Source organism: Vibrio sp. 10N.247.311.12 (assembly GCF_041467515.1).
Taxonomy (GTDB): Bacteria; Pseudomonadota; Gammaproteobacteria; order Enterobacterales; family Vibrionaceae; genus Vibrio; species Vibrio crassostreae_C.
Genome location: NZ_JBFSUV010000001.1, coordinates 251,514 through 277,926, shown reverse-complemented (window position 1 = coordinate 277,926; position 26,413 = coordinate 251,514). Strand labels below are relative to the sequence as shown.

The 26,413-nt window shown below is 44.7% G+C and carries 21 protein-coding genes; 10 read left to right on the top strand and 11 right to left on the bottom strand.

Annotated features, from left to right (window positions below; translation table 11 throughout):
- The first annotated feature begins 192 nt into the window (after positions 1-192).
- Together AB6E30_RS01115 and yjjX are read left to right on the top strand one after the other, a co-directional pair.
- Positions 193-2,571, top strand: a complete 2,379-nt coding sequence (locus AB6E30_RS01115) for a putative bifunctional diguanylate cyclase/phosphodiesterase (RefSeq protein WP_372102427.1) — start codon at positions 193-195, stop codon at positions 2,569-2,571.
- A complete protein-coding gene (gene yjjX / locus AB6E30_RS01110; protein ID WP_017059359.1) occupies positions 2,534-3,055 on the top strand; it encodes an inosine/xanthosine triphosphatase in 522 nt (173 codons plus the stop codon). The genes AB6E30_RS01115 and yjjX overlap by 38 nt, the downstream gene beginning before the upstream one ends.
- A gap of 128 nt (positions 3,056-3,183) precedes the next feature.
- Here the strand turns inward: yjjX and trpR are convergent, their stop codons facing one another.
- Together trpR and AB6E30_RS01100 are read right to left on the bottom strand one after the other, a co-directional pair.
- Positions 3,184-3,477, bottom strand: a complete 294-nt coding sequence (trpR, locus tag AB6E30_RS01105; protein WP_017059358.1) for a trp operon repressor — start codon at positions 3,475-3,477, stop codon at positions 3,184-3,186.
- 172 nt (positions 3,478-3,649) lie between these two features.
- On the bottom strand, positions 3,650-5,599 hold the full coding sequence (locus AB6E30_RS01100) for a transglycosylase SLT domain-containing protein (protein WP_372102425.1): 1,950 nt from the start codon (positions 5,597-5,599) through the stop codon (positions 3,650-3,652).
- Between the two features lie 263 nt (positions 5,600-5,862).
- Here AB6E30_RS01100 and ettA point away from each other — a divergent pair, with 263 nt between their 5' ends.
- From ettA to AB6E30_RS01085, 3 genes are all read left to right on the top strand, one after another.
- The gene (ettA, locus tag AB6E30_RS01095; RefSeq protein ID WP_017056147.1) at positions 5,863-7,530 is read left to right on the top strand and encodes an energy-dependent translational throttle protein EttA; all 1,668 of its coding nucleotides are present in this window, start codon (positions 5,863-5,865) and stop codon (positions 7,528-7,530) included.
- Between the two features lie 90 nt (positions 7,531-7,620).
- Positions 7,621-7,989: a PilZ domain-containing protein gene (locus AB6E30_RS01090; protein WP_017059356.1), complete on the top strand. Its 369-nt coding sequence runs from the start codon at positions 7,621-7,623 to the stop codon at positions 7,987-7,989.
- A gap of 49 nt (positions 7,990-8,038) precedes the next feature.
- Positions 8,039-9,070 carry a M23 family metallopeptidase gene (locus AB6E30_RS01085; protein WP_372102423.1) on the top strand — a complete coding sequence of 344 codons (1,032 nt, stop codon included), beginning with the start codon at positions 8,039-8,041 and terminating at the stop codon, positions 9,068-9,070.
- Between the two features lie 128 nt (positions 9,071-9,198).
- Here the strand turns inward: AB6E30_RS01085 and tyrA are convergent, their stop codons facing one another.
- From tyrA to nagZ, 3 genes are all read right to left on the bottom strand, one after another.
- Positions 9,199-10,326 carry a bifunctional chorismate mutase/prephenate dehydrogenase gene (tyrA, locus tag AB6E30_RS01080; protein ID WP_017062859.1) on the bottom strand — a complete coding sequence of 376 codons (1,128 nt, stop codon included), beginning with the start codon at positions 10,324-10,326 and terminating at the stop codon, positions 9,199-9,201.
- A gap of 117 nt (positions 10,327-10,443) precedes the next feature.
- On the bottom strand, positions 10,444-11,517 hold the full coding sequence (locus AB6E30_RS01075; protein WP_017059354.1) for a 3-deoxy-7-phosphoheptulonate synthase: 1,074 nt from the start codon (positions 11,515-11,517) through the stop codon (positions 10,444-10,446).
- A 246-nt stretch (positions 11,518-11,763) separates the two neighbouring features.
- A complete protein-coding gene (gene nagZ, locus AB6E30_RS01070; protein ID WP_372102422.1) occupies positions 11,764-12,753 on the bottom strand; it encodes a beta-N-acetylhexosaminidase in 990 nt (329 codons plus the stop codon).
- Between the two features lie 121 nt (positions 12,754-12,874).
- Here nagZ and AB6E30_RS01065 point away from each other — a divergent pair, with 121 nt between their 5' ends.
- Positions 12,875-13,990 carry an anhydro-N-acetylmuramic acid kinase gene (locus tag AB6E30_RS01065; RefSeq protein WP_372102421.1) on the top strand — a complete coding sequence of 372 codons (1,116 nt, stop codon included), beginning with the start codon at positions 12,875-12,877 and terminating at the stop codon, positions 13,988-13,990.
- Positions 13,991-14,035: 45 nt separating this feature from the next.
- On the top strand, positions 14,036-14,956 hold the full coding sequence (gene murQ / locus AB6E30_RS01060; RefSeq protein ID WP_050651903.1) for an N-acetylmuramic acid 6-phosphate etherase: 921 nt from the start codon (positions 14,036-14,038) through the stop codon (positions 14,954-14,956).
- Between the two features lie 117 nt (positions 14,957-15,073).
- Here murQ and AB6E30_RS01055 read toward each other — a convergent pair whose 3' ends face one another.
- The gene (locus AB6E30_RS01055) at positions 15,074-15,424 is read right to left on the bottom strand and encodes a DUF2799 domain-containing protein (RefSeq protein WP_017059350.1); all 351 of its coding nucleotides are present in this window, start codon (positions 15,422-15,424) and stop codon (positions 15,074-15,076) included.
- 354 nt (positions 15,425-15,778) lie between these two features.
- On the opposite strand from AB6E30_RS01055, the gene AB6E30_RS01050 reads away from it, so the two are divergent.
- The 3 genes from AB6E30_RS01050 to btsR all read left to right on the top strand — a co-directional run bounded on the left by AB6E30_RS01050 (position 15,779) and on the right by btsR (position 20,041).
- A complete protein-coding gene (locus tag AB6E30_RS01050; protein ID WP_372102419.1) occupies positions 15,779-17,269 on the top strand; it encodes a carbon starvation protein A in 1,491 nt (496 codons plus the stop codon).
- Positions 17,270-17,533: 264 nt separating this feature from the next.
- The gene (locus tag AB6E30_RS01045) at positions 17,534-19,204 is read left to right on the top strand and encodes a sensor histidine kinase (protein WP_017080271.1); all 1,671 of its coding nucleotides are present in this window, start codon (positions 17,534-17,536) and stop codon (positions 19,202-19,204) included.
- A gap of 105 nt (positions 19,205-19,309) precedes the next feature.
- Entirely contained in the window at positions 19,310-20,041 is a 732-nt protein-coding gene (gene btsR / locus AB6E30_RS01040; protein WP_055319044.1) for a two-component system response regulator BtsR, read from the top strand.
- A gap of 139 nt (positions 20,042-20,180) precedes the next feature.
- Here the strand turns inward: btsR and ispH are convergent, their stop codons facing one another.
- The 5 genes from ispH to ribF all read right to left on the bottom strand — a co-directional run bounded on the left by ispH (position 20,181) and on the right by ribF (position 26,390).
- Positions 20,181-21,137: a 4-hydroxy-3-methylbut-2-enyl diphosphate reductase gene (gene ispH, locus AB6E30_RS01035; RefSeq protein ID WP_029235087.1), complete on the bottom strand. Its 957-nt coding sequence runs from the start codon at positions 21,135-21,137 to the stop codon at positions 20,181-20,183.
- Between the two features lie 156 nt (positions 21,138-21,293).
- Entirely contained in the window at positions 21,294-21,725 is a 432-nt protein-coding gene (gene fkpB / locus AB6E30_RS01030; protein ID WP_017059345.1) for an FKBP-type peptidyl-prolyl cis-trans isomerase, read from the bottom strand.
- Positions 21,726-21,874: 149 nt separating this feature from the next.
- Complete coding sequence (lspA, locus tag AB6E30_RS01025) at positions 21,875-22,375, bottom strand: signal peptidase II (RefSeq protein WP_004739521.1); 501 nt, start codon at positions 22,373-22,375, stop codon at positions 21,875-21,877.
- Between the two features lie 157 nt (positions 22,376-22,532).
- Complete coding sequence (gene ileS / locus AB6E30_RS01020; protein WP_102398325.1) at positions 22,533-25,391, bottom strand: isoleucine--tRNA ligase; 2,859 nt, start codon at positions 25,389-25,391, stop codon at positions 22,533-22,535.
- A 63-nt stretch (positions 25,392-25,454) separates the two neighbouring features.
- Positions 25,455-26,390, bottom strand: a complete 936-nt coding sequence (gene ribF / locus AB6E30_RS01015; protein WP_017062867.1) for a bifunctional riboflavin kinase/FAD synthetase — start codon at positions 26,388-26,390, stop codon at positions 25,455-25,457.
- Positions 26,391-26,413 lie beyond the last annotated feature (23 nt).

Sequence of the window (26,413 nt, the reverse complement as noted above, 5' to 3'; positions counted from 1 at the left end):
ACATTCGGCACGCTTACTCTCTCCACTACTTGAGCCTTTCTAACAAAAACTCATTAGTGGCTTTTTTTATCAATAAAGACAAAACCTTACCCCCTTCACAGGAAATCATCGAACTACGTATAATTAATAGCGAGTAAGCATTAAGTAACATAAACTTATGCGCTTAATTTATAAATAGTGTTGTCATTAACTATGAAGCTAAGTACTAAAATCTTACTACTAATAGCCCCTGTGATACTGATCAGTACCGCGGCTTCTAGCTATATTATTTATTCGACGCAAAAAAGCAGTTTCATCAAACGCGAAGACAACGCACTTCAACTGAACATGGAAAAACTAGCCGGATACTTTCGCCAATCTCGTTCGTTCCTCAATAGCTACTCTTACACCTTGACCCAGAGTGATATGGTGAAGCGTTATTTTCTCACTGATCAAAATCTATCTCGCGATCTTGAACTGGTCAGTAATCTTCGAGAAGCCATTCATTTCCTGCAAGATGACGATGAAAGCTATACAGGTTTAGCGCTTCTTAATGGTGATCGAAAACTGCGTTATTACGCGGATAATAGCAATGACTCACGCACTCAGATTGACAGTAAGATATTGGAGTATGTTGACCTGCACTATCAAGACACCTTAGCAACATCGAGTACCAACTATATTCAAAACTCCCAAGGCGAAGGGATGTTGGTTCACTATGACAAGGTAGATAGAAAAGCGATTTTCCCAACCGTTAACAATCAACCCGACGATGTGTTCTTTGTTGTTGTCTCTGTCTCTCTCGACAAATTTAATGCGCTGAGAAAACAGATAGAGTTCGACTACCAAACCAGTTTATTCTTCACATCCATAGCGGTTTCTTTGGAAAATGATGTCACCCACTCAGTCAAGCTTGCTCCAGAACTGTACGCCACGGTCGATCCGGCGCAATTCCTATTAGAAAACAAGCTCGATTCAATTTGGAACAAGCTGAGTTTGTCGTTTGCACTGTCTGCGTTTGTAACTGTCGCTCTGCTACTCATGCTTCTGTCTCGCACTGTGATTACTCCAATAACACGGCTCGATCGACAGCTACAGCAAGTCGAAAAAAAACAACGTAAGAACATTGAACGCTTAGGCACTCGTGACGAGCTTGGCCGCCTATCACAGCGTTTTTATGACATGTATCAAGAGCTAGACAACACCTACCAGCAAACCAAGCTCTTGGCCGAAAATGATCAGTTAACTCAAATAGCCAATAGGCATCAGTTTCAAACCTTCGTTCAGCAATCGTTGCCAAAACCGAGTTCGAATACTGAAACCTGGGTTCTCTATTTTGACTTGGACAACTTCAAGTTTGTGAACGACAAATACGGACATCAAATCGGCGACTCGATTCTGGTCTCTTTTGCTCAGCGTATTTCAGATATTTGTCGTCACTATAAAGAGGAGTTCGACGCTCATTGTATGCCAGCCCGACTTTCTGGAGACGAGTTCGTTGTCTACATTAACGCTCCTAGTCACCGAGGAAATGTCGCGCATCGATTCTCGAATGATTTACTGACTCCACTGCAAAAAGGTTTTGTCACCGAATCAGGCAGCTTTCCGATCACGGTCAGTATTGGTATTGCGACCTACCCTAATGATGGCAACTCAATCGAGAAGCTACTGTCCAACGCGGATACTGCGATGTACCAAGCCAAGCATGCCGGTAAAAACCAATTTGCTGACTATTCACGGGATTTAGACAAAGCCATTCAGCGCCAAGCAGACATTGAACGTGCGCTTAGAGGTAAGAATTTTGATGATGAATTCAGGCTCGTTTACATGCCCTACATGGATTCTACCGGGACTGATGTTATTGGCGTTGAGGTGTTATTACGTTGGAATTCAAAGCAACTTGGTTTGGTTCCACCGGATGAGTTCATTCCAATAGCCGAACAAACCGGGCTGTTCGAACATGTTGACCGCTGGGTAATACAGAATGCGTTTGCTTCATTCCATCGACTTCAGACTCAATTTGATCACTCGATTCAATTGTCGATCAACTTATCTTCTGCTGGCATTGAAACCACTCACCTTGCGGGTTTCATTAAAGAACACGCGGAGTTAAATCGAATTCCACCAAGCCTAATCGATTTTGAAATCACTGAAACCTTTTACTCAAATTCAGAAGGCTTCCCATTGCTGAATGAGCTGTCATGCATGGGTTATCGACTGGCGATTGATGATTTTGGTTCCGGTTACACCTCTATCACTCAACTGGTGCAGTATCCAACTCAGAAAATTAAATTGGATAAAGCGTTTTTGGATACCTTGATTGAGACCGATAATCAGAACATAGTGAAACCGGTTATCGGGTTATGTCATGCTCAGGGTAAGAAGGTCACAGCCGAGGGCATCGAAACTGAAAGCATGCACCAGTGGTTACAGGATGCACAGTGCGATATGCTGCAAGGCTATTACTTTGGTAAACCCATGCCATTAGAAGAGTTGAGTGAATGGTACCGACAACATCAACTCAATCTAATCGACAACAAAAAGAATCCGACACATGAAATCTGTAATCATCGCATCGCTGAACCCAGCTAAAATAAACGCCGTTAAAAGTGCGTTCTTATCTGCTTTTCCTGATACTGAATTTGATTTCAAAGGCATCAGCGTCCCTAGTGGTGTCGCCGATCAACCGATGAGCAATGATGAAACCTATCAAGGTGCCGTGAATCGAGTTCACAACGCAACTCAAGCTCAGCCTGATGCAGACTTCTATGTTGGTCTAGAAGCGGGAATAGAAACAAACGTCACCTTTGCCTGGATGGTGATCGAAACGAATGGCCAACGTGGCGAGTCTCGTTCAGCAAGTCTGATGCTGCCACCAGCCGTGCTTGAGAAACTAGAGCATGCAAACGAGTTAGGGGATGTGATGGATGAAGTGTTTGGTACCGACAATATCAAACAGAAAGGTGGTGCCATTGGCTTACTGACACATAACCAATTGTCACGCAGTTCGGTCTATCATCAAGCTTTAATTTTGGCTCTGATCCCATTTGTGAATCCTGAACACTTTCCTATTTAGTATTTGAGGCTTCCTTAAACTTCAAAAGATTCCAAGAACAATCTTCAGAAACAAAAAACGCTAACATCCAGTTAGCGTTTTTTATCGAATTCGTATTCATACTATCGCGTGATAGCTTAATTCCATTATTACTTTAGCAATAGGTCGGCGATCACGACTTTCTCTTGCTCAGATTTGGCCTTTAGCTCATTTGAGCCTCTGGTTATCGTCGCTACGCCTACGCCCAGCATTTGACTCACCTGTCGTTGAGACATATCGCCTTTCATCAGCTCACAGAAGATATTAATTCGAGCAACCAGAGCATCTCGCTCGTCTGGTGTCATCATCATAGTCAACAACAGCTCGTGCTGATCTTTTTCGACAGCCGTCTTTACCAAGTCCATCAGTTGTTGCCAATTATCATATTCAGGTTGTGATGCCATATCTCTACACTTACTTTTAAATTCTGACTTTAAAGAGTCGCTTAACGATTGAAAGCGTTTAACACTTTATACCGAAACACTTGATGCGATCCAATGTAAAAAGGCAGTAAGTGGAAATGGTTAGCACTCACTGCCTTTATTCTTACTCAGTTTCGGGCCAAATGCCGAAGGCTTAGTATTTCGTTTTTGCCTCATGGGGCGCTAAAAACGTCCCTTTCTCACCCAAGATATCTCGATAGTAGGTCTCAAACATCAAGATATTCTGAACGTAGCCACGTGTCTCTTTGAATGGGATCATTTCGATAAATGCAAAGGCATCGAGCTTTTCATCGCTGCGTGAACGCCACTGTTTCACACGGCTAGGTCCAGCATTATAAGCCGCAAACGCAAAGATACGGTTGTCATCATATTGAGCGAGTAAACCATCTAAGTAGTGACTACCAATCTCAATGTTTTTGCCGACATCATAAAGATCATCGCTGCCCTGATACTTAATCTTATGTTTGTTCGCTGTGTATTGCGCCGTCTTGGGCATAATTTGCATAATGCCACGCGCGCCAACTGGAGAGCGAGCTTCTGAATCCATCGCACTCTCTTGTCTTGCTAAAGACATCAAAGTGATTGGATCGAGATCGTGCTTTTCAGCGTAGAAGTTAAACCACCACTTATGAGCAACAGGGAAGCGCAGCGCAATGTTATCCCACATCTTCGCAGAGATACTCGCTGTTACGGTAAAGTGATTCCAACGCTGTGTCGCAGCGTAAGCGGCAAGCATCTCTTTTTGCTCTTTATCTGCATTGGTCAGTAACCAGCGCCATTCACTTTTCGCTGCCGCAATTTTGTCTCGGTCAATCAGTTCACCAATACGCACCAAAGAGGTGTCGAATGGCTTCACTGTTTCAGCATTGTATTTAAGTGTCGATGTTGGATATTGAACTGGCTTACCTAACTGCTTAGCCGCAGCCACACTGTAGAAATTACGCTGACCCAAGATATCTGACAGTCGCTTATTGCCTTTGTCAGTATCGCCCGTCGCGATTTCAGCTCTGCCCTGCCAATATTGCCAACGAAGCGAAGCCTGATGTTTATCATCCAAGCGCGCTATCCACTCTTTCAAACCCGTCCAATCGGCATGTTGAATTGCTAAGCGAGCACGTCGTTCCAGCAGAACTTGCTTTGATGAACTCGCGAGCATTTTGTCGCGCCACACCATTAACTCTTCAGAGTCGGTGTTGATCAGACGAAACGTTAGGTAATCAGCGAGCTCTTGAGATTTCTCTTTCGAAAACTTCTGAGCCTTGATGACATCATCAAACACCTTTTGAGCACTGCTTGATGATTTCCTTGCTAGCTTCTCGAAAGCAAACTCGGTTTGAGCTTGGTAGAATTCATTCGCTGGATGTTTTTTAGCAAACGCGAGTACATTTTCAGGCTTGTGGTACAACGCCTTCATCTGCTTCGCTTGAGCAATTGACTCATCATGATCCAATTGCTTAATCAGATAGCTCATTAACTTACCGTTACGGCCCTCGAACGCGCGCAGCATTCTATCCAGAATCAGCTCATCAGTTCTTAGCCCAGCTTGATCCCAGCTTTTAAATAAAGGGTCACAAGCGTCATCAACACCACTACCACTCAACCAAAGTTGTTTAGCTCCTTTAAAGGCAAGCTCTTGGTTACCTTGCTCGTAATGCGCTCGATAATAAATACATTGGTATTTTTCACCGACAGGCTCTTTGGTTTGAAACTCAAGGATCGTCTTCCACTGTTTTTGAGAAGCCAATGAGTCCAAATAAGGTGCGCGCATTCGATTGGAGAAAGGCAATGCCTTGTTCTCTTCAATGAAAGCATCGACCTCAGCAGGTGTGCGATCACCTAAGCCAATCAGAAAGGCCCGATAATCGGTGTAAGGTGTTAAAGGGTATGTTTGAATTTTGTTACGCAGCGCGGAGTAAGCTTTTAGATCACGGCTGTCTAAAACCTCTTGCGCTTTGTCATAAACGTCACGCTGCATTTCAAGCTCGGATGCATTGCTAGCCATAGCGACCGGAGCCAGTGAAACCGAAGACAAAATTGCCGATGCAGCCACAGCAATTTTCGTATTACCAATGCGGAAAAACATTCGCTCTTTCCTTAGTGCGTGTATGAATACGTGAAGTCTATTTACGCCCGACATCACATCAAATGTAAAGGATTTGAGTGTAAATATTATTAATATTTAACACTTCGCCTCAGAAGCCCATTAAATATAGTTTTAATGACCAATGTGACAATAATAGGTAAGGATTAGTTCAAGAGTGGCTTTTCTGCCCTAGGAGTAACATCTTTGAGGATATTGGTATAAAATAGCAGACAATTTTGAACAATAATTAGGATCGATCGGCAATGGCTGAATACGTATATACCATGTCTCGGGTGAGCAAAACTGTTCCACCTAAGCGTCAAATTCTTAAAGACATTTCTCTTAGCTTTTTTCCTGGCGCTAAAATCGGTGTTTTGGGTCTAAATGGTTCAGGTAAATCTACCCTACTACGTATCATGGCTGGTATTGATACTGATATTGATGGTGAAGCACGTGCACAACAAGGCCTTAAAGTAGGTTATCTACCACAAGAGCCTGTGCTAGACGAATCAAAAACTGTTCGTGAAATCGTAGAAGAAGCGGTTTCTGACGTTGCTGACGCACTTAAGCGTATTGATGCGGTTTACGCAGCTTACGCAGAACCAGATGCAGACTTCGATGCACTGGCAAAAGAGCAAGGCGAACTAGAAGCTCTGATTCAAGCAAAAGACGGTCACAACTTAGAGACTGCTCTAGAGCGTGCTGCTGATGCACTTCGTCTTCCTGAGTGGGATGCGAAAATTGAATTCCTATCAGGTGGTGAGCGTCGTCGTGTTGCTATCTGTCGTCTACTTCTTGAAAAGCCAGACATGCTGCTTCTTGATGAACCAACCAACCACTTGGATGCAGAATCAGTAGCATGGCTTGAGCACTTCCTTGTTGATTACAGTGGTACTGTTGTGGCGATTACCCACGACCGTTACTTCCTAGACAACGCAGCTGGCTGGATTCTAGAACTTGACCGTGGTGAAGGTATCCCATGGGAAGGTAACTACACGTCTTGGCTAGAGCAAAAAGACGAGCGTCTTAAGCAAGAAAAAGCGGGCGAAAGCGCACGTCAAAAGACAATCGAGAAAGAACTTGAATGGGTTCGTCAAAACCCTAAAGGCCGTCAAGCTAAGTCTAAAGCTCGTATGGCTCGTTTTGAAGAATTGACAACTGGCCAATACCAGAAGCGTAACGAAACTAACGAACTGTTTATCCCGCCAGGTGAGCGTCTAGGTGACAAAGTTCTTGAAGTGAACAACCTAACTAAATCGTTTGGTGATCGCGTTCTTATCGACGACTTATCGTTCAGCATGCCTAAGGGTGCAATCGTCGGTATCGTTGGTGCCAACGGTGCAGGTAAATCAACACTATTCAAGATGCTAAGCGGTGCAGAACAGCCAGATTCAGGTACAGTTGAACTAGGCGAAACCGTTAAGCTTGCTTCTGTTGATCAGTTCCGTGACAGCATGGACGACACTAAGACAGTATTCCAAGAGATCTCTGAAGGCGCTGATATCATTAAGATCAACAACTTCGAAATCCCTGCGCGTGCTTACTGTTCTCGTTTCAACTTTAAAGGCAACGACCAACAGAAGATCATCGGTGAGCTTTCTGGTGGTGAACGTAACCGTGTTCACTTAGCGAAACTGCTAAAAGCGGGCGGTAACGTACTGCTACTCGATGAGCCTACCAACGACCTTGACGTTGAAACGCTACGTGCTCTTGAAGAAGCACTGCTTGAATTCCCGGGCTGTGCAATGGTTATCTCGCATGACCGTTGGTTCCTTGACCGTATTGCGACCCATATCTTAGACTACCGTGATGAAGGTCAAGTTAACTTCTACGAAGGTAACTATACTGAGTACACTGAGTGGCTTAAGCAGACTCTAGGCGCACAAGCGGCAGAGCCGCACCGTATCAAGTACAAGCGTATAGCTAAGTAAATAAGCTTGTATTTTGAACAAAGGCCGCGATAATAGCGGCCTTTGATATATCTGGCTTACGTGTAATGCATCGATATAGAGAGATTACTTATGGTTGAAAGACGTCAATTTTCACGAGTTATTTATCAAGTCCCGACTGAGATCTCACAAGGACAAGTAAAGGTATCAGGCTCAGTGCAAGACTTATCACTCCATGGTTTACTCATTCAATGCAATGAATCAAAACAACTTAGCCATGATGTCCCTGTTCAAGTGAGCTTTAAACTCGAAAACAGTGATATCAATATTCAGTTAGAAGCAACGATAGTCTCTACCATCAATACCTCAATGCGTTTACGCATAGAGCATTTAGATATTGATAGTATCAGCCACCTTAAGCGCCTTGTTGAGCTTAATGTTGGTGACGATGACCTGCTTTATAGAGAGATTGAACACCTTACCGACTTAGGTAAGGAATAATATCTCCATTACCCTTTTTCTATTAGAAGCATTTAGTTAATACAGAACCATGTCTAAAAAAGTGTCCATTACTATTCCCTCTAGTCAGGGGGAACAGACGTTTTACTTCGGCCGTAAAGCCGTGCTCATTTGCACTACTGCCATTTTTTCAGTACCGCTATTGATTGGCGGAGCGGCGTACATGCACTTCGAGAGTAAACAAGAACTCGCACTGCAAGCGGGTGATGCCCAACAGTTGATTGAAACACTGATTGTTGAAAAAGAACAAACAGAATTTCTTTATGCTGAGCAAGTAGAAACCAACCATTCGCTATCGCAAACACTGACCGAGAAAGAAGGCACGATTCAGCTACTTGGTAAGCGTGTATTCGATGTGGAATCAGTACTGGGTCTTGCTGATGAAGATCTGCTTACCGATGATATTTCTTTAGAAGATCGCATTGATGCGGCTGCAGTCGATTCAGCAGTAAGAGCCACAATGTTCCGCTTGATTCCAAACGACAGTCCGATGGCTTATCAACGTATATCTTCTTCTTATGGTAGCCGCACTAACCCTATTTCAGGGAAACGCCATGTACATACTGGTATCGATCTAACGTGTAAGCGTGGTGAAGATATTGTCGCGCCCGCAGATGGAGTCATTGAAACGGTACGCCCAAGTAAAAAAGGCTTCGGCAACTTTATTACTATGCGTCACTCGTTTGGTTTCATGAGTTCTTATGCGCACCTACAGAAGTTCAAGGTACGTAGCGGTCAGTTTGTCAGTAAAGGTGATGTGATTGCGAGCTGTGGTAACTCAGGTAACTCAACTGGGCCACATCTGCATTATGAAGTACGCTTCCTTGGTCGCTCATTGAACCCTCAATACTTGATGGATTGGACACCAGAAAACTTCAATTACGTGTTTGAGAAAGAGAAAAAGGTGAAATGGGGCCCACTCGTTCAGCTGATTGATAACGTGGTTCGCTTGCAGATCAACCTAACTAACGTGCCTTACATCAGTTCAACTATCGACACAGTATCCAGCGATGATAACCGAGTATCGAACGAGAATAACAAAGAGCCTATCGTGACTAACTAGGTTTGTTCGTTTGGCCCATAATGATCCAAATGCATTTCGCCTACTATAGGCCAGATGCAATATCGGCATTCAACACAAACAAAAAGAGCGACCAGATGGTCGCTCTTTTTTATGATTTCAAATCAGTATTAACCACGATGAATCGAGTCATGTGCTTGTTTTAGAAGACTTTGGCTCTCTTGCAAGAATTGTTGTGAGTAGTCACCAAACCAATCACTCACTTGGTTGAAGCTCTCAACAAACTTAGCCTTATCTTTGCCATCTAGGATTTCTAACGCTTCTCCGAAACAGCTATGGAAGCGTCGAATCATCTCTATATTCTCATCCGAAGACAGAATGATATCACCGTACAAGTTCGGGTCTTGAGCAAACAGACGACCAACCATCGCAATCTCAAGTCGGTAGATTGGTGAGCTTAGCTTCAGAAGCTGATCAATATTCGGGTTCTCTTTACTCAGGTGTAAGCCGTAAGCAAAAGAGGTGAAGTGACGAAGTGCTTGAATCAAGGTCATGCCGTGATCGTGTTCAGCTGCATCCATCTGGCAAAGGCTCGCGCCCCAAATACCAAATTGATTCAGTAGCCATTGGTAGCTCTCAGAACCACGACCATCACTGTAAACAATCACCTGCTTAGCAAGGCTTGGAACATCAGGACCAAACATTGGGTGCAATCCAACCACTGGGCCTTGGTGCATGTTCATCATTGCTTGCAGCGGTTTAGATTTAATTGACGTCAAATCACATAGAATACAATCACTTGGTAGATTACCTAGCTTCGCAATCACACCTTCAGTTAAGTGAATTGGAACAGTCACAACCACAAGCCCAGCATTATCCAAGATTTCATCGGCTGTATCCCAATCTTGGCTGCCAAGGACTTTCACTTCGTAGCCAGACAGTTTGAACATACGACCAAACAAGCCACCAAGTTGACCATTACCACCAACGATCACCACTGAACGTAACTCTGGGTTAAGACACTTAAAGCCAGAATCTTTCTCACTGGCATAAGACTCACGCATAGTACGACGCAAAATATCTTCGATTAACTGTGGTGGAACCCCTATTTTCTCGGCTTCTTGACGACGAGATGCCAGCATCGCAGCTTCACGTTCTGGTACATAAATAGGTAAACCATGTTCACTTTTTACTTCGCCTACTTTCTCTACTAGAGCAAGGCGTTGAGCCAGTAAATCCAACATTTGTTTATCGACAGCATCGATTTGGTCGCGTAATTCGTTCAGTTCAACGGCCATTTTATTCCTTACTAATCTATAAGCCCGTGCCAATCTATCATCCCACAATCACGTAGGTTCGCTAGCAACAGATCTTAAAATGCCCCATTAGATGAGGCACTTAAATTTAAACTCTGACTAACCTTTCAAGCGGTTCTCTAAGAACGGGACTAATTCCGTATGTGCATGTTTTAATAGTGCCTCAGTTGAATCCCAATTGATACACGCGTCGGTAATAGAAACGCCGTATTTCATCTCATTGAGAGGTATATCCGAAGATTGGTTTCCTTCGTTAATATGGCTTTCAATCATCAGGCCGATAATCGACTTGTTGCCTTCACGAATTTGGTGAATCACATCTTCTGCAACTAAAGGTTGGCGACGGAAATCTTTACGAGAGTTCGCGTGGCTACAGTCGACCATTAGCGCTGCCTCTAAACCAGATTTACCCAGCTCTTGCTCACATTCGTGTACCGATACTGAATCGTAGTTCGTCTGCTTACCGCCACGTAAAATCACGTGACCATTTGGGTTACCTTGCGTTGTTAGTAGTGCAACCTGACCTTCGCGGCTGATACCCATGAAACGGTGGCTAGAAGAAGCCGCCTGCATTGCGTTGATTGCAGTGCCTAGGTTGCCATCGGTGCCGTTTTTAAAACCGATTGGCATTGAAAGACCACTTGCCATCTCACGGTGAGTTTGAGATTCAGTCGTACGAGCGCCAATAGCCGCCCAGCTGAAGGTATCTGCTAGGTATTGCGGGCTAATTGGGTCTAATGCTTCAGTCGCTAGTGGGATTTCCATCTCAGCGAGTTCAACAAGTAGCTCACGACCAACATGCAGACCATGCTCAATATCGAAAGTGCCATCTAGATGAGGGTCATTAATCAAACCTTTCCAGCCAACAGTAGTACGAGGCTTTTCAAAGTAAACACGCATAACAATATACAGTTGATCGCTAAGTTGCTCAGATAAGGCTTTTAGGCGTTTCGCGTACTCTTTCGCAGCTTCAATGTCATGGATAGAACATGGACCACATACAACAAGCATACGATGATCTTTCTTATGAATGATGTTTGCGATAGTTTGACGAGACTCTTGAATGAAACGACGAGCATTATCACTCAAAGGCAGTTTTGCTTTTAACTCCTCAGGAGTAATCAGTACCTGTTCGTCGATGATATTGACATTGCTTAATTCACTTTTCTGCATAACTCAACCTGTATATTTATTTTTACACCCAACATTTCCATTTGGGCTAACAATCTTTAAAAACACAATAACAGCTAAAAAAACGATTGCAAGTGTAAACAATAAAAAACATTAACTGTAAATTTCATCTTACACATTGAATTTAGCTCACTCTAAGAGATAAATAGGTTTAAACCATGGATCACACATACAAAAAAGGCGATATTTATCATATCGCCCTATCTAAAATTATTATGTGTTTATTTATCACTCACTGCCTAGCATTCGCTTAATCGTCTCTGAGGTCTCTTTCCACCTAGCATCCGAGTGAAGTGTCGACAAATCAAAGCTGTGTTTTTTAAGCAATGAGTTGGCTAAAGGCACCTCTTGAATCGCTAAGTTATCCAGAGCTTCAATTTGTGCATCTCGTTTATTACACATCAACACCATGTCACAACCTGCATTCAAGGCCGCTTTCGCTCTGTCGGCTGGTCCACCCATAATGGCAGCGCCTTCCATCGTTAAATCGTCAGAGAATACCAAGCCTTTAAACCCAAGCTGCTGCTTCAATACTTTCTGTAGCCAATACTGTGAACCACTCGCAGGTTGATCATCATAGTGAGAGAAAACCACGTGAGCTGGCATCATGGCATCCAATATTCCAGCTTCAATTTGCGCCTTGAAGATTGCCATATCTGTTTCGAAGATGTCGTCTCTAGGGTCATATGGCGTCTCTAAGTGTGAGTCAGCAATCACGCCACCATGTCCAGGGAAGTGCTTGCCTGTCGTCGCCATGCCAACCGACTTCATGCCTTTGATGAAAGCGCTGCTATGACGAACAATGGTATCAATATCTTCACCAAACGCTCGGCTACCAATTGCTTTACAGTCGTGGCCTTTGTCTAATACTGGCGCAAAGCTCAGATCGATATCGTGGGCAATCAATTCTGCCGCCATCAGCCAGCCAGCCTGTTCTGCTAAATGTTCACCGTTATTCTTAGTCGCAAATTCCTGAGCAGCAGGAATAATTGAAAAGCCGTCACGAAAACGCTGAACTCGACCACCTTCTTGGTCAACACCAATCAAAATAGGACGTTTCGCTACCTTGCGAATTTCTTTGTTTAACGCCGATAACTGTTTGCTATCGTGGTAGTTTCGAGCAAATAAGATGAGACCACCAACAGTTGGGTGCTCTAAAATTTCTTTGTCTTCCGCAGTCAGTTCGTAGCCTGCAACATCAACCCACAACGGTCCCATATTTATCCCTTATTAAACCTAATTTCATAAACTTCCCGAGGTTATTCTCTTTAAATTTGCTTTACAATGTTTTTAAACCAATCTGTGGAAGACTTTAAGAATGCAGTGCAAGAGCTTAGAAATGGATCATAAAGAACTGTATATCGGTGTGATGTCAGGGACGAGTATGGACGGTGTTGATACTGCCTTAGTGTCGATTGAAGATACGCGCATCACATTGCTTGCTCATGATGAGTTCCCAATGCCTGACGACCTCAAAGTGCGTCTGCTTGAAGTTTGTATTGGTCAGAAAACCGATTTAATTGCCATTGGAGAACTCGACCACCAGCTTGGCCATCTGTTTGGCGATGCGGTTTTGCAACTTCTCGAAAAGTCAGGTACACCTGCATCTTCTGTGACTGCGATTGGTAATCATGGTCAAACGGTATTCCACCAGCCAAGCGGCGAATCTCCATTTACCATGCAGTTGGGTGATGCCAACATCATTGCCGCTAAAACACAGATTCAAACGGTTGCCGATTTCAGGCGTAAAGACATGGCATTAGGCGGACAAGGTGCGCCATTAGTCCCTGCCTTCCACCATACTATTTTCCAGCCACAAGACAGCTCAGTTGTGGTGTTGAATATTGGTGGTATCTCGAATATTTCAGTGCTGCGCCCTAATCAGCCAACACTTGGTTATGATACTGGCCCGGGCAATATGTTGATGGACGCTTGGGTTGATAAACACACGGGCGATAAGTTTGACCGTGATGCCCAATTTGCGCTTAAAGGTCAGCTCAATCAAGCCTTTCTCGAACAGTTGTTAAATGAATCTTATCTATCTCAAATACCACCGAAAAGTACTGGTAGAGAACTGTTTAATCTACCGTGGCTAGAGCAACAATTAACAGAATTTAAAGATCTTGCAGCAGAAGATGTTCAGCGCACACTTTGCGAATACACCGCATTGACGATAGCCAATGAAGTGGAGACTTATCGCTTGGGTGACCAGCCTGCACTGTATGTGTGTGGCGGTGGTACACGAAATCCATTGTTGATGAAGAGGCTGTCTGAACTGCTTCCAAGTTGGGAGGTTGACTCAACCACCAGTAAAGGCGTGGATGCCGATTACATGGAAGCAATGGCCTTTGCGTGGCTTGCTCAGCGTCATGTTCATAAACTGCCAAGCAATTTACCAGAAGTGACTGGCGCAAGCAGAGCGGCCTCTCTAGGCGTTCTCTATCGAGCTGACTAAACAACTTTAGAACCATCATTTTAGAATCACCATTTAAGGATCATTATGAGTAACGACGCTCTCATATCAGCGCTCTCGCACCTCGTTTCGGAGGGGAGAAACCCTGACACTATGGATATTGATCTGCTCACCTCTCTCGAAGTGGTTGAAAAGATTAACCAACAAGACAAACAAGTCCCACTGGCGATTGAAGCGGAACTGCCACAGATCGCGAAAGCGGTCGATAAAATTGCTCATGCCTTTCAAAACGGTGGTCGACTGATTTATATGGGCGCAGGCACCAGTGGTCGATTAGGTGTGTTAGACGCCTCAGAATGCCCACCGACTTTCGGTGTTTCGGACAAAATGGTTATCGGCTTAATTGCAGGCGGACCAGAGGCGATTTTAAAAGCCAAAGAAGGTGCAGAAGACTCGCTAACTCTCGGCATTGAAGATCTGAAAGCGATTCAGTTTTCAGAAAATGATGTCGTGGTAGGTATTGCTGCGAGCGGTCGCACACCTTACGTGATTGGTGCACTCAACTATGCCAATCAGCTTGGCGCAGTAACGGTTGCATTATCTTGTAACCCTGACTCTCCAATTGCTGAAATCGCTCAAATCGCAATTAGCCCGGTGGTTGGCCCAGAAGCATTGACTGGTTCAACACGACTCAAATCAGGTACAGCACAAAAGCTGGTGCTTAATATGCTGACCACTGCCAGCATGATTCGCATTGGTAAGAGCTACCAAAACCTTATGGTCGACGTAAAAGCGACCAATGAAAAGTTGGTTGCCCGCGCCGCTCGTATCGTTATCCAAGCAACGGAGTGCGATAAAGCACTGGCGGTGTCGACACTTAAAGCGACTGATTACGATGTGAAGTTATCTATTTTGATGATTCTAACAGGGCTAGATTTAGAGTTAGCCAAGGCTCAGCTTGATAAGCAAAATGGCTTCTTGAGAAAAGCCGTCGAGAATAATCAGTAATCTTAATTTGGCTTGTAGCTTCTCATTTAGACAGCTACTTCAACGACATACAAAAAGACCAGCACACACGCGGTACTGGTCTTTTTTTAGTTTTAATTTTTTATGGCTAGCTTGGGCTTAATAGTCGTTTGAGAACTCGTCCCAGCCGCGTTGCCATTCCATACGGAAACGTTGAGCGTCTTCCGTACCAGAACACACACCTTCATACACCTGACCAGATAAACCAATCTGATAAGCATGGTTCGGATTACAATATTCAGTCACACCTAGGTGATAACCTTCTGTGTAACTCGCTTGATCGACTGCGCCAAGCTCAGTCATCTCTGAATACGAACGCTGAGTGTGGCCTTTGATACCATCACGATAGCCAATCTCTTGCCAATTGCCTTCAGCTGCTAAATCTTGAACATTGGCGCTGCATCCTGCAAGGCTAAATGCCACGGCGAATAGTACGATTATTTTTTTCATTTCAATCCTTTATATTGTTACTTCACCACTTTCTGACGAAGCGCTGCCTTTGTGGTGATTCTCCGCTGAACGCCTATCGATGTCCACTTATTGTCTAATGTTCGCCACTTTAGGTTCATTCCGACCACTCAGAATCAATAGTCGCCGTTAAGCCAACTCAAACAACCTCTCTATAGAGCTAATAGGCCTCTCGATAGAAATATCGGCCACTCAGCACAGTGAACAAACCACTAAATCAGTCATAACACCGCTAAATTGGCTATTCGACCACTCACTCTCGTAGCGGAAGTTTCTTCTCATCGACTCCTTTAATATACACCCTGACTTAATTAATACATTCAGGGATAACAAATTATGATGTGGTTTCTTACCTGTGTCGCAGCACTCATTGGTGGCTACTTTATTTACGGTACCTTTATCGAGAAGATTTTCGGTATCAATGAAAAACGCCAAACACCTGCTCACACTAAGCAAGATGGCGTGGACTACGTTCCAATGTCGACACCAAAGGTTTACCTAGTTCAGCTGCTTAACATCGCAGGTGTAGGTCCAATCTTCGGCCCTATCATGGGTGCCCTTTATGGTCCAGCAGCAATGCTTTGGATCGTTCTAGGTTGTATCTTCGCAGGTGCAGTACACGACTACTTCTCAGGTATGTTATCTATCCGTAATGGCGGAGCTTCGGTTCCAACCATCACTGGACGTTACCTAGGCAATGGCGCAAAACACTTTATGAACATCTTTGCCATTGTTCTACTGCTTCTTGTTGGTGTGGTATTCGTATCTGCTCCAGCAGGTATGATCACTAACCTAGTGAACGACCAAACTGATTTCGCGATGTCTGCAACTACGATGGTTGTTATCATCTTTGCTTACTACATCATCGCAACGATTGTCCCTGTCGATAAAATCATTGGTCGCTTCTACCCACTGTTCGGTGCACTGCTTATCTTTATGTCTGTTGGCCTAATCACTGCGATTGGTCTATCTGACGAACACCAAATCATGGGGGGCTTTGAGATCAGCGACATGTTCACCAACATGAACCCGAATGACCTACCACTTTGGCCTGCTCTCTTCATCACTATCGCATGTGGTGCTATCTCTGGCTTCCACGCCACTCAGTCTCCTCTGATGGCGCGTTGTATGGAAAACGAGAAGAACGGTCGCTTCGTATTCTACGGCGCAATGATTGGTGAAGGCATCATCGCTCTAATCTGGTGTGCACTTGCTCTGTCTTTCTTCGGTTCGGTTGAGTCTCTGTCTGACGCAATTGCAAACGGCGGCCCAGGTAACGTAGTATACAGCGCTTCATTTGGTCTACTGGGTGTATTTGGCGGTATCCTTGCTTTCCTTGGCGTGGTTATCCTACCAATCACTTCTGGTGACACAGCGTTCCGTTCAAGCCGTCTTATCCTTGCTGAATACTTCAACATGGAACAGAAAACACTGCGTAACCGTCTACTAATGGCGTTACCACTGTTCGTTATCGGTGGCATCCTGACTCAAGTTGATTTCGGTATCATCTGGCGCTACTTCGGTTTTGCTAACCAATCAACAGCCGTAATGATGCTGTGGACAGCTTCAGCTTACCTACTTCGCCACAACAAACTGCACTGGGTAACAACAGTTCCAGCTATCTTCATGACGTCTGTGTGTATCACATTCATCCTGAACAACAGCCAACTGGGCTTCGGTCTACCAATGCAGCTTTCAACCATCATCGGCGTGGTGAGTGCATTCGGAATTGCGGCTTACGTTATTAAAATTTCAAAAGGCAAAGGCGATATCGACCTAGCTGATGAAGAAGAGAAAGAAGCAAAAGGCGTTACCAAAACAGCCTAGTTCTTTAAGGCTCTTGGGAACAAGAGACCAATCTTCAGAGAAAGAGACAAAAGAACAGCCAAACACAACTTCGCTTGCTCCCGTAATCACTCAGTGATTCGTGGAATCTAAGACTAAAGCCCGTCCACTGTGATGGGCTTTAGTGTTTTCAGGCGTTAGTGCTTTCGACTCTGGGAAGCGAATATAACCTACGAAAACACAAGCAAAGCTACCGTTACCAAGCAATGAGCTTTACACTTAACAAGCGTCTCAATAGGTGAAAATATGGAACTCATTCTCTCTCTGCTGCAACAAACCTGCGTCTACTTAGTGATTGCTTACATGCTGAGTAAAACACCACTGATTCTCCCTTTGTTGAGCATCTCATCTCGCTTAAGCCATAAGATCAGCTGCTACGTTCTGTTTTCCCTGTTCTGCATTATGGGTACCTATTTCGGACTGCAGATCAATGATGCCATCGCCAACACGCGTGCGATGGGTGCGGTAATGGGAGGTCTGTTTGGCGGCCCTGTCGTTGGCTTTGCCGTCGGCTTTACTGGTGGAATTCACCGTTACTCATTAGGCGGCTTCACAGACTTGGCTTGTGCGATTTCAACCACAGCAGAAGGCTTGATTGGCGGCCTGTTACACGTTTATCTCGTGAGAAAGAACAAAGCCAGCCAACTGTTTAATCCGTTAGTGGTTTTCTCGGTAACCCTGTTTGCAGAGATCATTCAGATGCTGATTCTGCTGGCGGTCGCAAAACCCTTCGAACAATCCTATGCTCTGGTCTCCGATATTGCGGCGCCAATGATCATCGCTAACTCGGTCGGTGCAGCACTGTTCATGAGCATCATCCAAGACAGAAAAACCATCTTCGAAAAGTACTCGGCTACCTTCTCACGCCGCGCACTGACCATTGCCGAACGTTCGGTGGGTATTTTGCATGGTGGGTTCAATTCCGATAACGCACAAAAAATCGTACGTATCGTTTATGAAGAGACCAACGTAGGGGCGGTAGCGATTACCGACCGAGAGAAAATCCTCGCGTTCGTTGGTATTGGTGATGAACACCATATTCCGAACACCCCGATTTCATCGCAAAGCACGCTCACTTCGATGGAACAGAACGACATCATCTACCTTGATGGCAAAGAGAACCCATACCAATGCTCCTTGTCGCAGGATTGTAAATTGGGTTCTGCGTTGATTATTCCATTGCGCGCGGGTAACGAAGTGGTCGGCACCATCAAACTGTATGAGCCAAAGCTGAAACTATTCTCAACTATCAATATGTCGATGGGTGAAGGTATCGCTCAACTATTATCGAGCCAGATCCTATTTAGCAACTACCAGCAGCAGCAAACGCTACTGACACAAGCAGAAATCAAACTGCTGCACGCTCAAGTGAACCCGCACTTCTTGTTCAATGCGCTTAATACTATCAGCGCAGTAACACGTCGTGACCCAGATAAAGCTCGAGAGTTGATTCAACACCTGTCTCACTTCTTTAGAAGCAACCTAAAGCAGAACATCAACACCGTGAAGCTCAAAGACGAACTGGCACACGTCAACGCTTACCTGACCATAGAGAAAGCACGCTTTACCGATCGACTAGAAGTGGAATGGGATATCGACCCGCAGTTATATGAATCTCAATTGCCGAGCTTTACCCTGCAACCGCTGGTAGAAAACGCCATCAAACATGGGATATCTAATATGTTGGAAGGCGGTAAAGTAAAGATCTCTAGCGAGGCTTTCGAGGGTGGGTTCAAGTTAACCGTTGAAGACAATGCAGGTAATTATCAGAAGCCATCTCAAGATCATGTAGGATTAGGGATGGAAATTGTTGATAAACGACTCACTAATTTCTTTGGACAAGATTCAGCACTAAAAATAGAATCTCAACCACAGCAATTTACTCGAATGAGTTTTATCATACCTATACTCAAATAATGGTATTTTCGGAGACGGATCGCTCCGAGTTGAAACATTTAGAAGCAGACATTTAAAAGATAAGCGTGAACCAAGCAGGGATAGAACCAAGATGAAGATTGTAGGATGTTAAAGGCACTAGTTATCGATGATGAGCTTTTTGCTCGCGAAGAGCTGATTGAGCTGCTGACCGAAACCGGAGAAGTGGAAGTCATTGGCCAAGCGAGTAATGCAATTGAAGGGCTAAAGCAAATCAACCTTCTCAAGCCTGACGTGGTGTATTTGGACATTCAAATGCCTCAGGTTACTGGGATTGAATTGCTGAGCATGCTTGACCCGGAAACCATGCCTTATGTGGTGTTTGTGACCGCCTACGATCAATATGCGATTCAAGCCTTTGAAGACAATGCCTTTGACTACCTACTCAAACCCGTCGAACCTTGTCGATTAAACAAGAGTGTTTGCCGTCTGAATAAGGTCATCAAGCAGAATCAGAAAGCGCCAGCACAAGACATCTCTGCGATTGCTCCCTGCCACTTAGAGCAGATTCCGTGTATTGGTCATAACCGCATTGTGATCATGGCAAGCCAAACGGTTGAATGCGCCTATTCTGATATCAGTGGCGTGCATGTTCGTAGCTCATCACAAACAGCAACCTCGCAACTAACGCTTAAGATCTTGGAAGAAAAGACCGATTTGATCCGCTGTCATCGACAGTATTTGATCAACATAAAATCGATCCAAGAGATCAAACTGCTAGAAAATGGATTAGCAGAGATCATTACCCTGACTGGCTTTGAAGTCCCGGTGAGTCGTCGTTATTTAAAGACTTTAAAAGAGCAACTCGGTCTCCAGTAACGCGTTAGAATTAGACGCCTTGTTCCAAAGCACGATCAAAAAAGCCAACGTATCAACGTTGGCTTCCTGCTGTTTACAAATCAATAGTGTTTGCAAATCGATAGTGTTACGCATCGATCTTGTCACCAATCAATAGAGATTAGTCGACTTGCTTAATCTGTAGCTCTTTTGGTACTTCAAAGAACATGTTCTCTTCACGACCTTGAATCTCTTCAACGTCAGTCGCACCTAGCTCACGAATACGATCTAGAATTTGGTTTACCAGCTCTTCAGGAGCAGAAGCACCGGCTGTTACACCGATTTTCTTTTTCCCTTCAACCCACTCGGTTTGAATGTCTTCAGGACAGTCAGTTAGGTAGCCTGGTGTGCCTAGTTTCTCAGCTAGCTCTTTTAGACGAGTTGAATTCGATGAGTTCTTAGAACCAACCACTATCACCACATCAACGTCATTCGCCATCTCACGCACAGCGTCTTGACGGTTTTGAGTCGCGTAACAGATGTCGTCTTTACGTGGGCCTTGAATCTCAGGGAACACTCGACGTAGCTCTTCAATCACATCTGCAGTTTCATCTACTGATAGCGTAGTTTGGCTAACATAGTGCAGGTTACTTGGATCATTCACCACGAGGTTCTGTACGTCCTCTGGTCTTTCAACCAAGTACATACCACCAGTTTGGCTCGCGTACTGACCCATAGTGCCTTCCACTTCAGGGTGACCTGCGTGGCCAATCAGTACCACTTCCATATGTTTGCGGCTCGCACGAGCAACCTCCATATGAACTTTAGTCACCAAAGGACACGTCGCATCAAATACCGTTAACTCACGCTCTTTCGCTTCTTTACGAACCGCTTGAGAAACACCGTGAGCCGAAAAGATCACGATGTTGTCGTCTGGCACCTCACTCAGTTCTTCGACAAAAATAGCACCACGCTGCTTGAGCCCCTCAACAACAAAGCGGTTGTGTACCACTTCATGGCGAACATAGATCGGTGGCTGATACATTTCGAGTGCACGCTCTACGATGCTGATCGCACGATCGACACCGGCACAAAAGCCACGAGGGTTAGCTAACATTATTTTCATTTCATTGCTCATCATTTACCGCGGTACTAAGGTTGCTTCTATAGAGTTCGCCGTCAGCGAGGTTCGCATTCTACAGTGAAGCGTCTAGACAGTGAAGCTCTGGGTGAGATCACAGCTGTAAGGCTATCTTATTCTAGCGTGAAGACAGCTATTCTAACGTTAAGAGAGTTATTCTACCGTTAAGATATTGACGTCAAAGCTAACGTCTTGACCAGCGAGTGGGTGATTAAAATCAACCGTCACTGAATCACCTGCGATCTCAGTAATAATACCTGGAATTTCCATACCGTCAGGACCTGAAAATGCCATGATAGTGCCCACTTCAACTTCAGAGTCGCCAACAAACTTAGCACGATCCATATAGTGAATATGATCTGGGTTTGGCATACCAAACGCGTCTTCCGCCTTCAGTTCGATAGACTTTTCAGTGCCGGCTTCAAGTCCAAGTAAGCACGCTTCAAAGTTCTCACTTAGGCTGCCATCACCCATGACGAACTTCGCTGGTTTGCCCATGTTCTCCGTACTATCGGCAACTGAACCATCCTTCATTTTAATCGTAAAATGTAGAGTTACTGCTGAATCATTTTTAATTGCTGCCACGTTACTTTCCTTAGACTTCTTTATTATTTGAGGATGCGCTGTGCTTTGCTTCCTTGTTGACTGAAGCATAAAAAAAAGCGCCGTCGGAATCAACCGACAGCGCTTAGGGCTATTCTATTCTGTGAGTCATAGACTGACTTTGAAGCAAGCTATTTGCTTTCGTCTTTCTTACGGAAACCATCTAAGATGATCATCGCAGCACCGATACAGATTCCCATATCCGCTAAGTTAAATGCAGGCCAGTGGTAAGTGCCCCAGTAGAAGTCTAAGTAATCGACAACAAAGCCATGTACGACTCGGTCAAACACATTACCTACTGCACCACCAATGATGATCGCATAAGCAATGTTATTCCACTTCTCTGTTGCTGGTAGTTTGCTCATCCAGTACGTCAGCATACCTGTTACCGCAAATGCGATACCCGTAAATAACCAACGCTGCCAACCACTTTGATCACTCAAGAAGCTAAACGCTGCACCGTAGTTATGCACGTACAAAAAGTTAAAGAATGGCAGCACCTCAATACGGTTTGCCCAACCATAACCCATATTGTCCATGACAAAGAGTTTAATGCCGATATCAGCCAAGAAGACCAATAGAGCCAGCCATAACCAACGTACACCAGATTGTTTTAACGAAACTTCACTCATTTCTATTCCTAGTATTTACGAAGTTGGTATTCATTGTTAGTCACCTTACGTGACCTTGATTACCAACTTGGTTAAACACATTTCCTATAACTAAAAATAACCCCAGTTGATACTGGGGCTATGATTTTTACAAAAAGTTCAGTCTTTCTCTGAGTCGTTATGCGAACTTACGCACTTCGCCTTCACCGTCGATGTTCGACACACAACGACCACAAACTTTCTCGTGACCTTCGATAGTGCCTACATCTGGAGTGTGGTGCCAGCAACGGTCACACTTCTCAGCTTCAGTAGCCGCAACTTCAACGAATAGACCAGCAACGTCTGTCGCTTGCGCTGCATCAGACTTCTCGCTCAGTGGCTTAACAACAGCTGCAGAGGTGATAAGTACGAAACGTAGCTCATCTTCTAGCTTGTTGATTTTAGCCGCTAGTGCATCGTCAGCGTATAGAGTAACTTCAGCTTGCAGTGCACCACCGATCGTTTTCTCTTTACGAGCATCTTCAAGAAGCTTGTTCACTGCGCCACGAACAGACTGAATTTCAGTCCAGAATTCGTTGCTTAGCTCTTCGCCTTCTGCAAGACCAAATAGACCTTCGAACCACTCACCAGTGAATACGAACTTGTCACGTTGACCAGGCATCTCGTTCCAGATTTCATCTGCAGTGAACGACATGATAGGTGCCATCCAACGAACTAGAGCTTCTACGATGTAGTAAAGCGCAGTCTGACAGCTACGTTGAGCATGACTGCCCTGCTTCGCTGTGTACTGACGGTCTTTAATTACGTCTAGGTAGAAAGAACCCATTTCGATAGAACAGAACTGCATTAGACGCTGAGTTACACCGTGAGTGTTGTACTCGCCGTATGCTTTAACGATCTCTTCTTGTGCAGCTTGAGCACGGCCAACAGCCCAGCGATCAAGTGCAACCATCTCTTCAGCAGGAACTAGGTCAGTTTCAGGGTTGAAACCGTTCAAGTTCGCTAGGAAGAAACGAGCCGTGTTACGAATACGACGGTAAGCATCCGCTGAACGCTTCAGGATTTCATCAGAAACCGCAACTTCACCCGTGTAGTCTGTAGAAGCAACCCATAGACGCAGGATATCTGCACCTAGCTTGTTGGTTACGTCTTTAGGAGCAACAACGTTACCGATAGATTTAGACATCTTACGGCCGTTACCATCCACTACGAAACCGTGCGTTAGTACTTGCTTGTACGGTGCTTCGTCTTTCATCGCGATAGATGAAATTAGAGAAGACTGGAACCAACCACGGTGTTGGTCTGAACCTTCAAGGTAAAGATCAGCACTGTGAGTGCGCTCTTCGTTCGGGAAGTTGTACTCTTCACGAGAATCAACAACAGAGAAGTGCGTAACACCTGAGTCGAACCATACGTCTAACGTATCCATTACTTTTTCGTACTTATCAGCGTCTTCTGCGCCCATAAGTTCAGCAGCGTCTACATCCCACCAAGCTTGAATGCCTTTCTCTTCAACTAGCTTCGCAACTTTTTCAATAAGCGCTGGGCTTTCTGGGTGAAGTTCTGCTGTTTCTTTATGAACAAACAAAGCAATTGGCACACCCCAAGTACGTTGACGAGAGATACACCACTCAGGACGACCTTCAACCATGCCTTCGATACGGCTTTGACCCCATTCAGGCAACCACTCAACACTCTTGATTGACTCTAGTGCTTTAGCACGTAGGCCAGCTTGATCCATAGAGATGAACCATTGTGGTGTTGCGCGGAAGATGATTGGAGTTTTGTGTCTCCAACAGTGTGGGTAGCTGTGCTCGTAAGCGTGGTGATGCAGAAGTGCACCTTTCTCTTTTAGAACTTCTAAAACAGAGTCGTTCGCTTTGAATACGTGCTGACCAGCAAATAGCTCTGTATCTGGCAGGTAAACGCCGTTAGAACCAACTGGGTTAGCGATTTCTAGGTTGTACTTTTTACCAACCACGAAATCTTCTTGACCGTGACCAGGCGCAGTGTGAACCACACCAGTACCTGAATCTGTTGTTACGTGATCGCCAAGAACTGCAGGAACAGTAAAGTCGTAGAACGGGTGGTTGAACTGAGAAAGCTCAAGATCAGCACCTGTAGCAAAACCAAGGTTGTGGAAGTGCTCGATACCTGCACGATCCATTACGTCTTTTGCTAGTTCAGAAGCAACAACGATACGTTGAGCAGGCTGGTCGCCATTCGCTTCAACTTGGATAAGCACGTATTCAAGATCATCACGTAGACATACTGCGCGGTTAGCAGGCAGAGTCCATGGTGTTGTTGTCCAGATAACGATAGAAATTTCGCCTTGACCCGCATGACCTTCAGCTAGAGTAAATTTCTCTAGAAGCGCCGCTTCGTCAGCTGCTGTAAATTTCACATCGATAGATGGAGAAACTTTATCTTTGTATTCAACTTCAGCTTCAGCCAGAGCAGAACCACAATCAGTACACCAGTGAACGGGTTTGAAACCTTTAAGAAGGTGACCTTTGTCTGCGATTTTGCCAAGAGAACGAATGATGTTCGCTTCTGTGCCAAAATCCATAGTGCGATAAGGTTTGTCCCACTCGCCCATGATGCCAAGACGTTTGAAGCTCTCTTTCTGACCTTCAACTTGACCCGCAGCGTACTTTCGACACTCTTCGCGGAATTCAGCCGCCGAAATCTTCTGACCAGGCTTACCTTTCTTCTTCTCAACCATTAGCTCGATTGGAAGACCGTGACAGTCCCAACCAGGGATGTACGGTGCATCAAAACCAGAAAGGGTCTTAGATTTGATAATAATGTCTTTAAGAATCTTATTCAGCGCGTGGCCAATGTGAATATCGCCGTTCGCGTATGGAGGGCCATCATGCAGTACGAAAGATTTTTTACCTTTCTTTGCCTTACGGATTTCGCCGTAAAGATCTTCTTTGTACCAACGCTTCAGCATTTCTGGCTCACGATTTGCCAGATTGCCGCGCATTGGGAACCCTGTTTCTGGTAAGTTCAGGGTATCTTTATAATCACTCATCGATTCTTAATTCCGTTATATTGGGCGAAGTTAGACATTATGTTAATCGGTGGAATCATCCGATTAATTCTTTAGCTGAAGCAGCCACACCCTTGCGGCTTCAGCATCCAATTCTATTTGATTCTTTAGTGCGTCGAACGATTCAAATTTTATCTCGTCGCGCAGTTTGTGCAAAAGTCGTACTTCTAACTGTTTACCATATAAATTGGCTTTAAAGTCAAAAAAATGCACTTCCAATTGCTGCCTTACCCCATTAACTGTTGGTCGTTGTCCAATATTAGCAACGCCACCGACAGGAACACCGTCGATATCCAAAGCTTCAACAACATACACTCCCGATACAGGAGAAACACAACGCTTTAATGGAATATTAGCGGTAGGGAAACCGATAGTTCTCCCTAGTTTTCGACCATGGGACACTCGACCACTAATACTGTAATCACGTCCTAACATGGTAGCACTTGCAGCCAAGTCATCGACCGCTAATGCATTTCGTATCTCAGTACTGCTTACTCGTAATTGGTTTAAGCAATAGCTTTGGGTGCTGACCACCTCAAAACCGTACTTCTCGCCCGCCTCTTTGAGCATAGCGAAATTACCGGTACGACCTTTACCAAAGCAAAAATCGTCACCAACCACCAAGAACTTCACACCAAGCTTATCAACCAAAAGATCCTTAATGAATGCTTCCGCGGATAAACTTGCAAAATACTGATTAAAATTAACACACAATAAGCGACTGATATCTAGCTTACTCAGTTGCACGTATTTGTCTCGTAAACGAGTTAAACGTGCTGGCGCTCTATCTCGGGCAAACAGCTCCATAGGCTGCGGTTCAAACGTCATAACAACAGAAGGTAGCCCTAATGCTGCAGCTTGTTTAGAAACCTGACTCAAAACCTCTTGATGTCCTAAATGAACACCATCGAAGTTACCTATGGTTAATACACAGCCATGATGCTGCGCTTTAATATTGTGTATACCTCGGATCAGTTCCATTATGATCAGCTAAAACCTGTTAT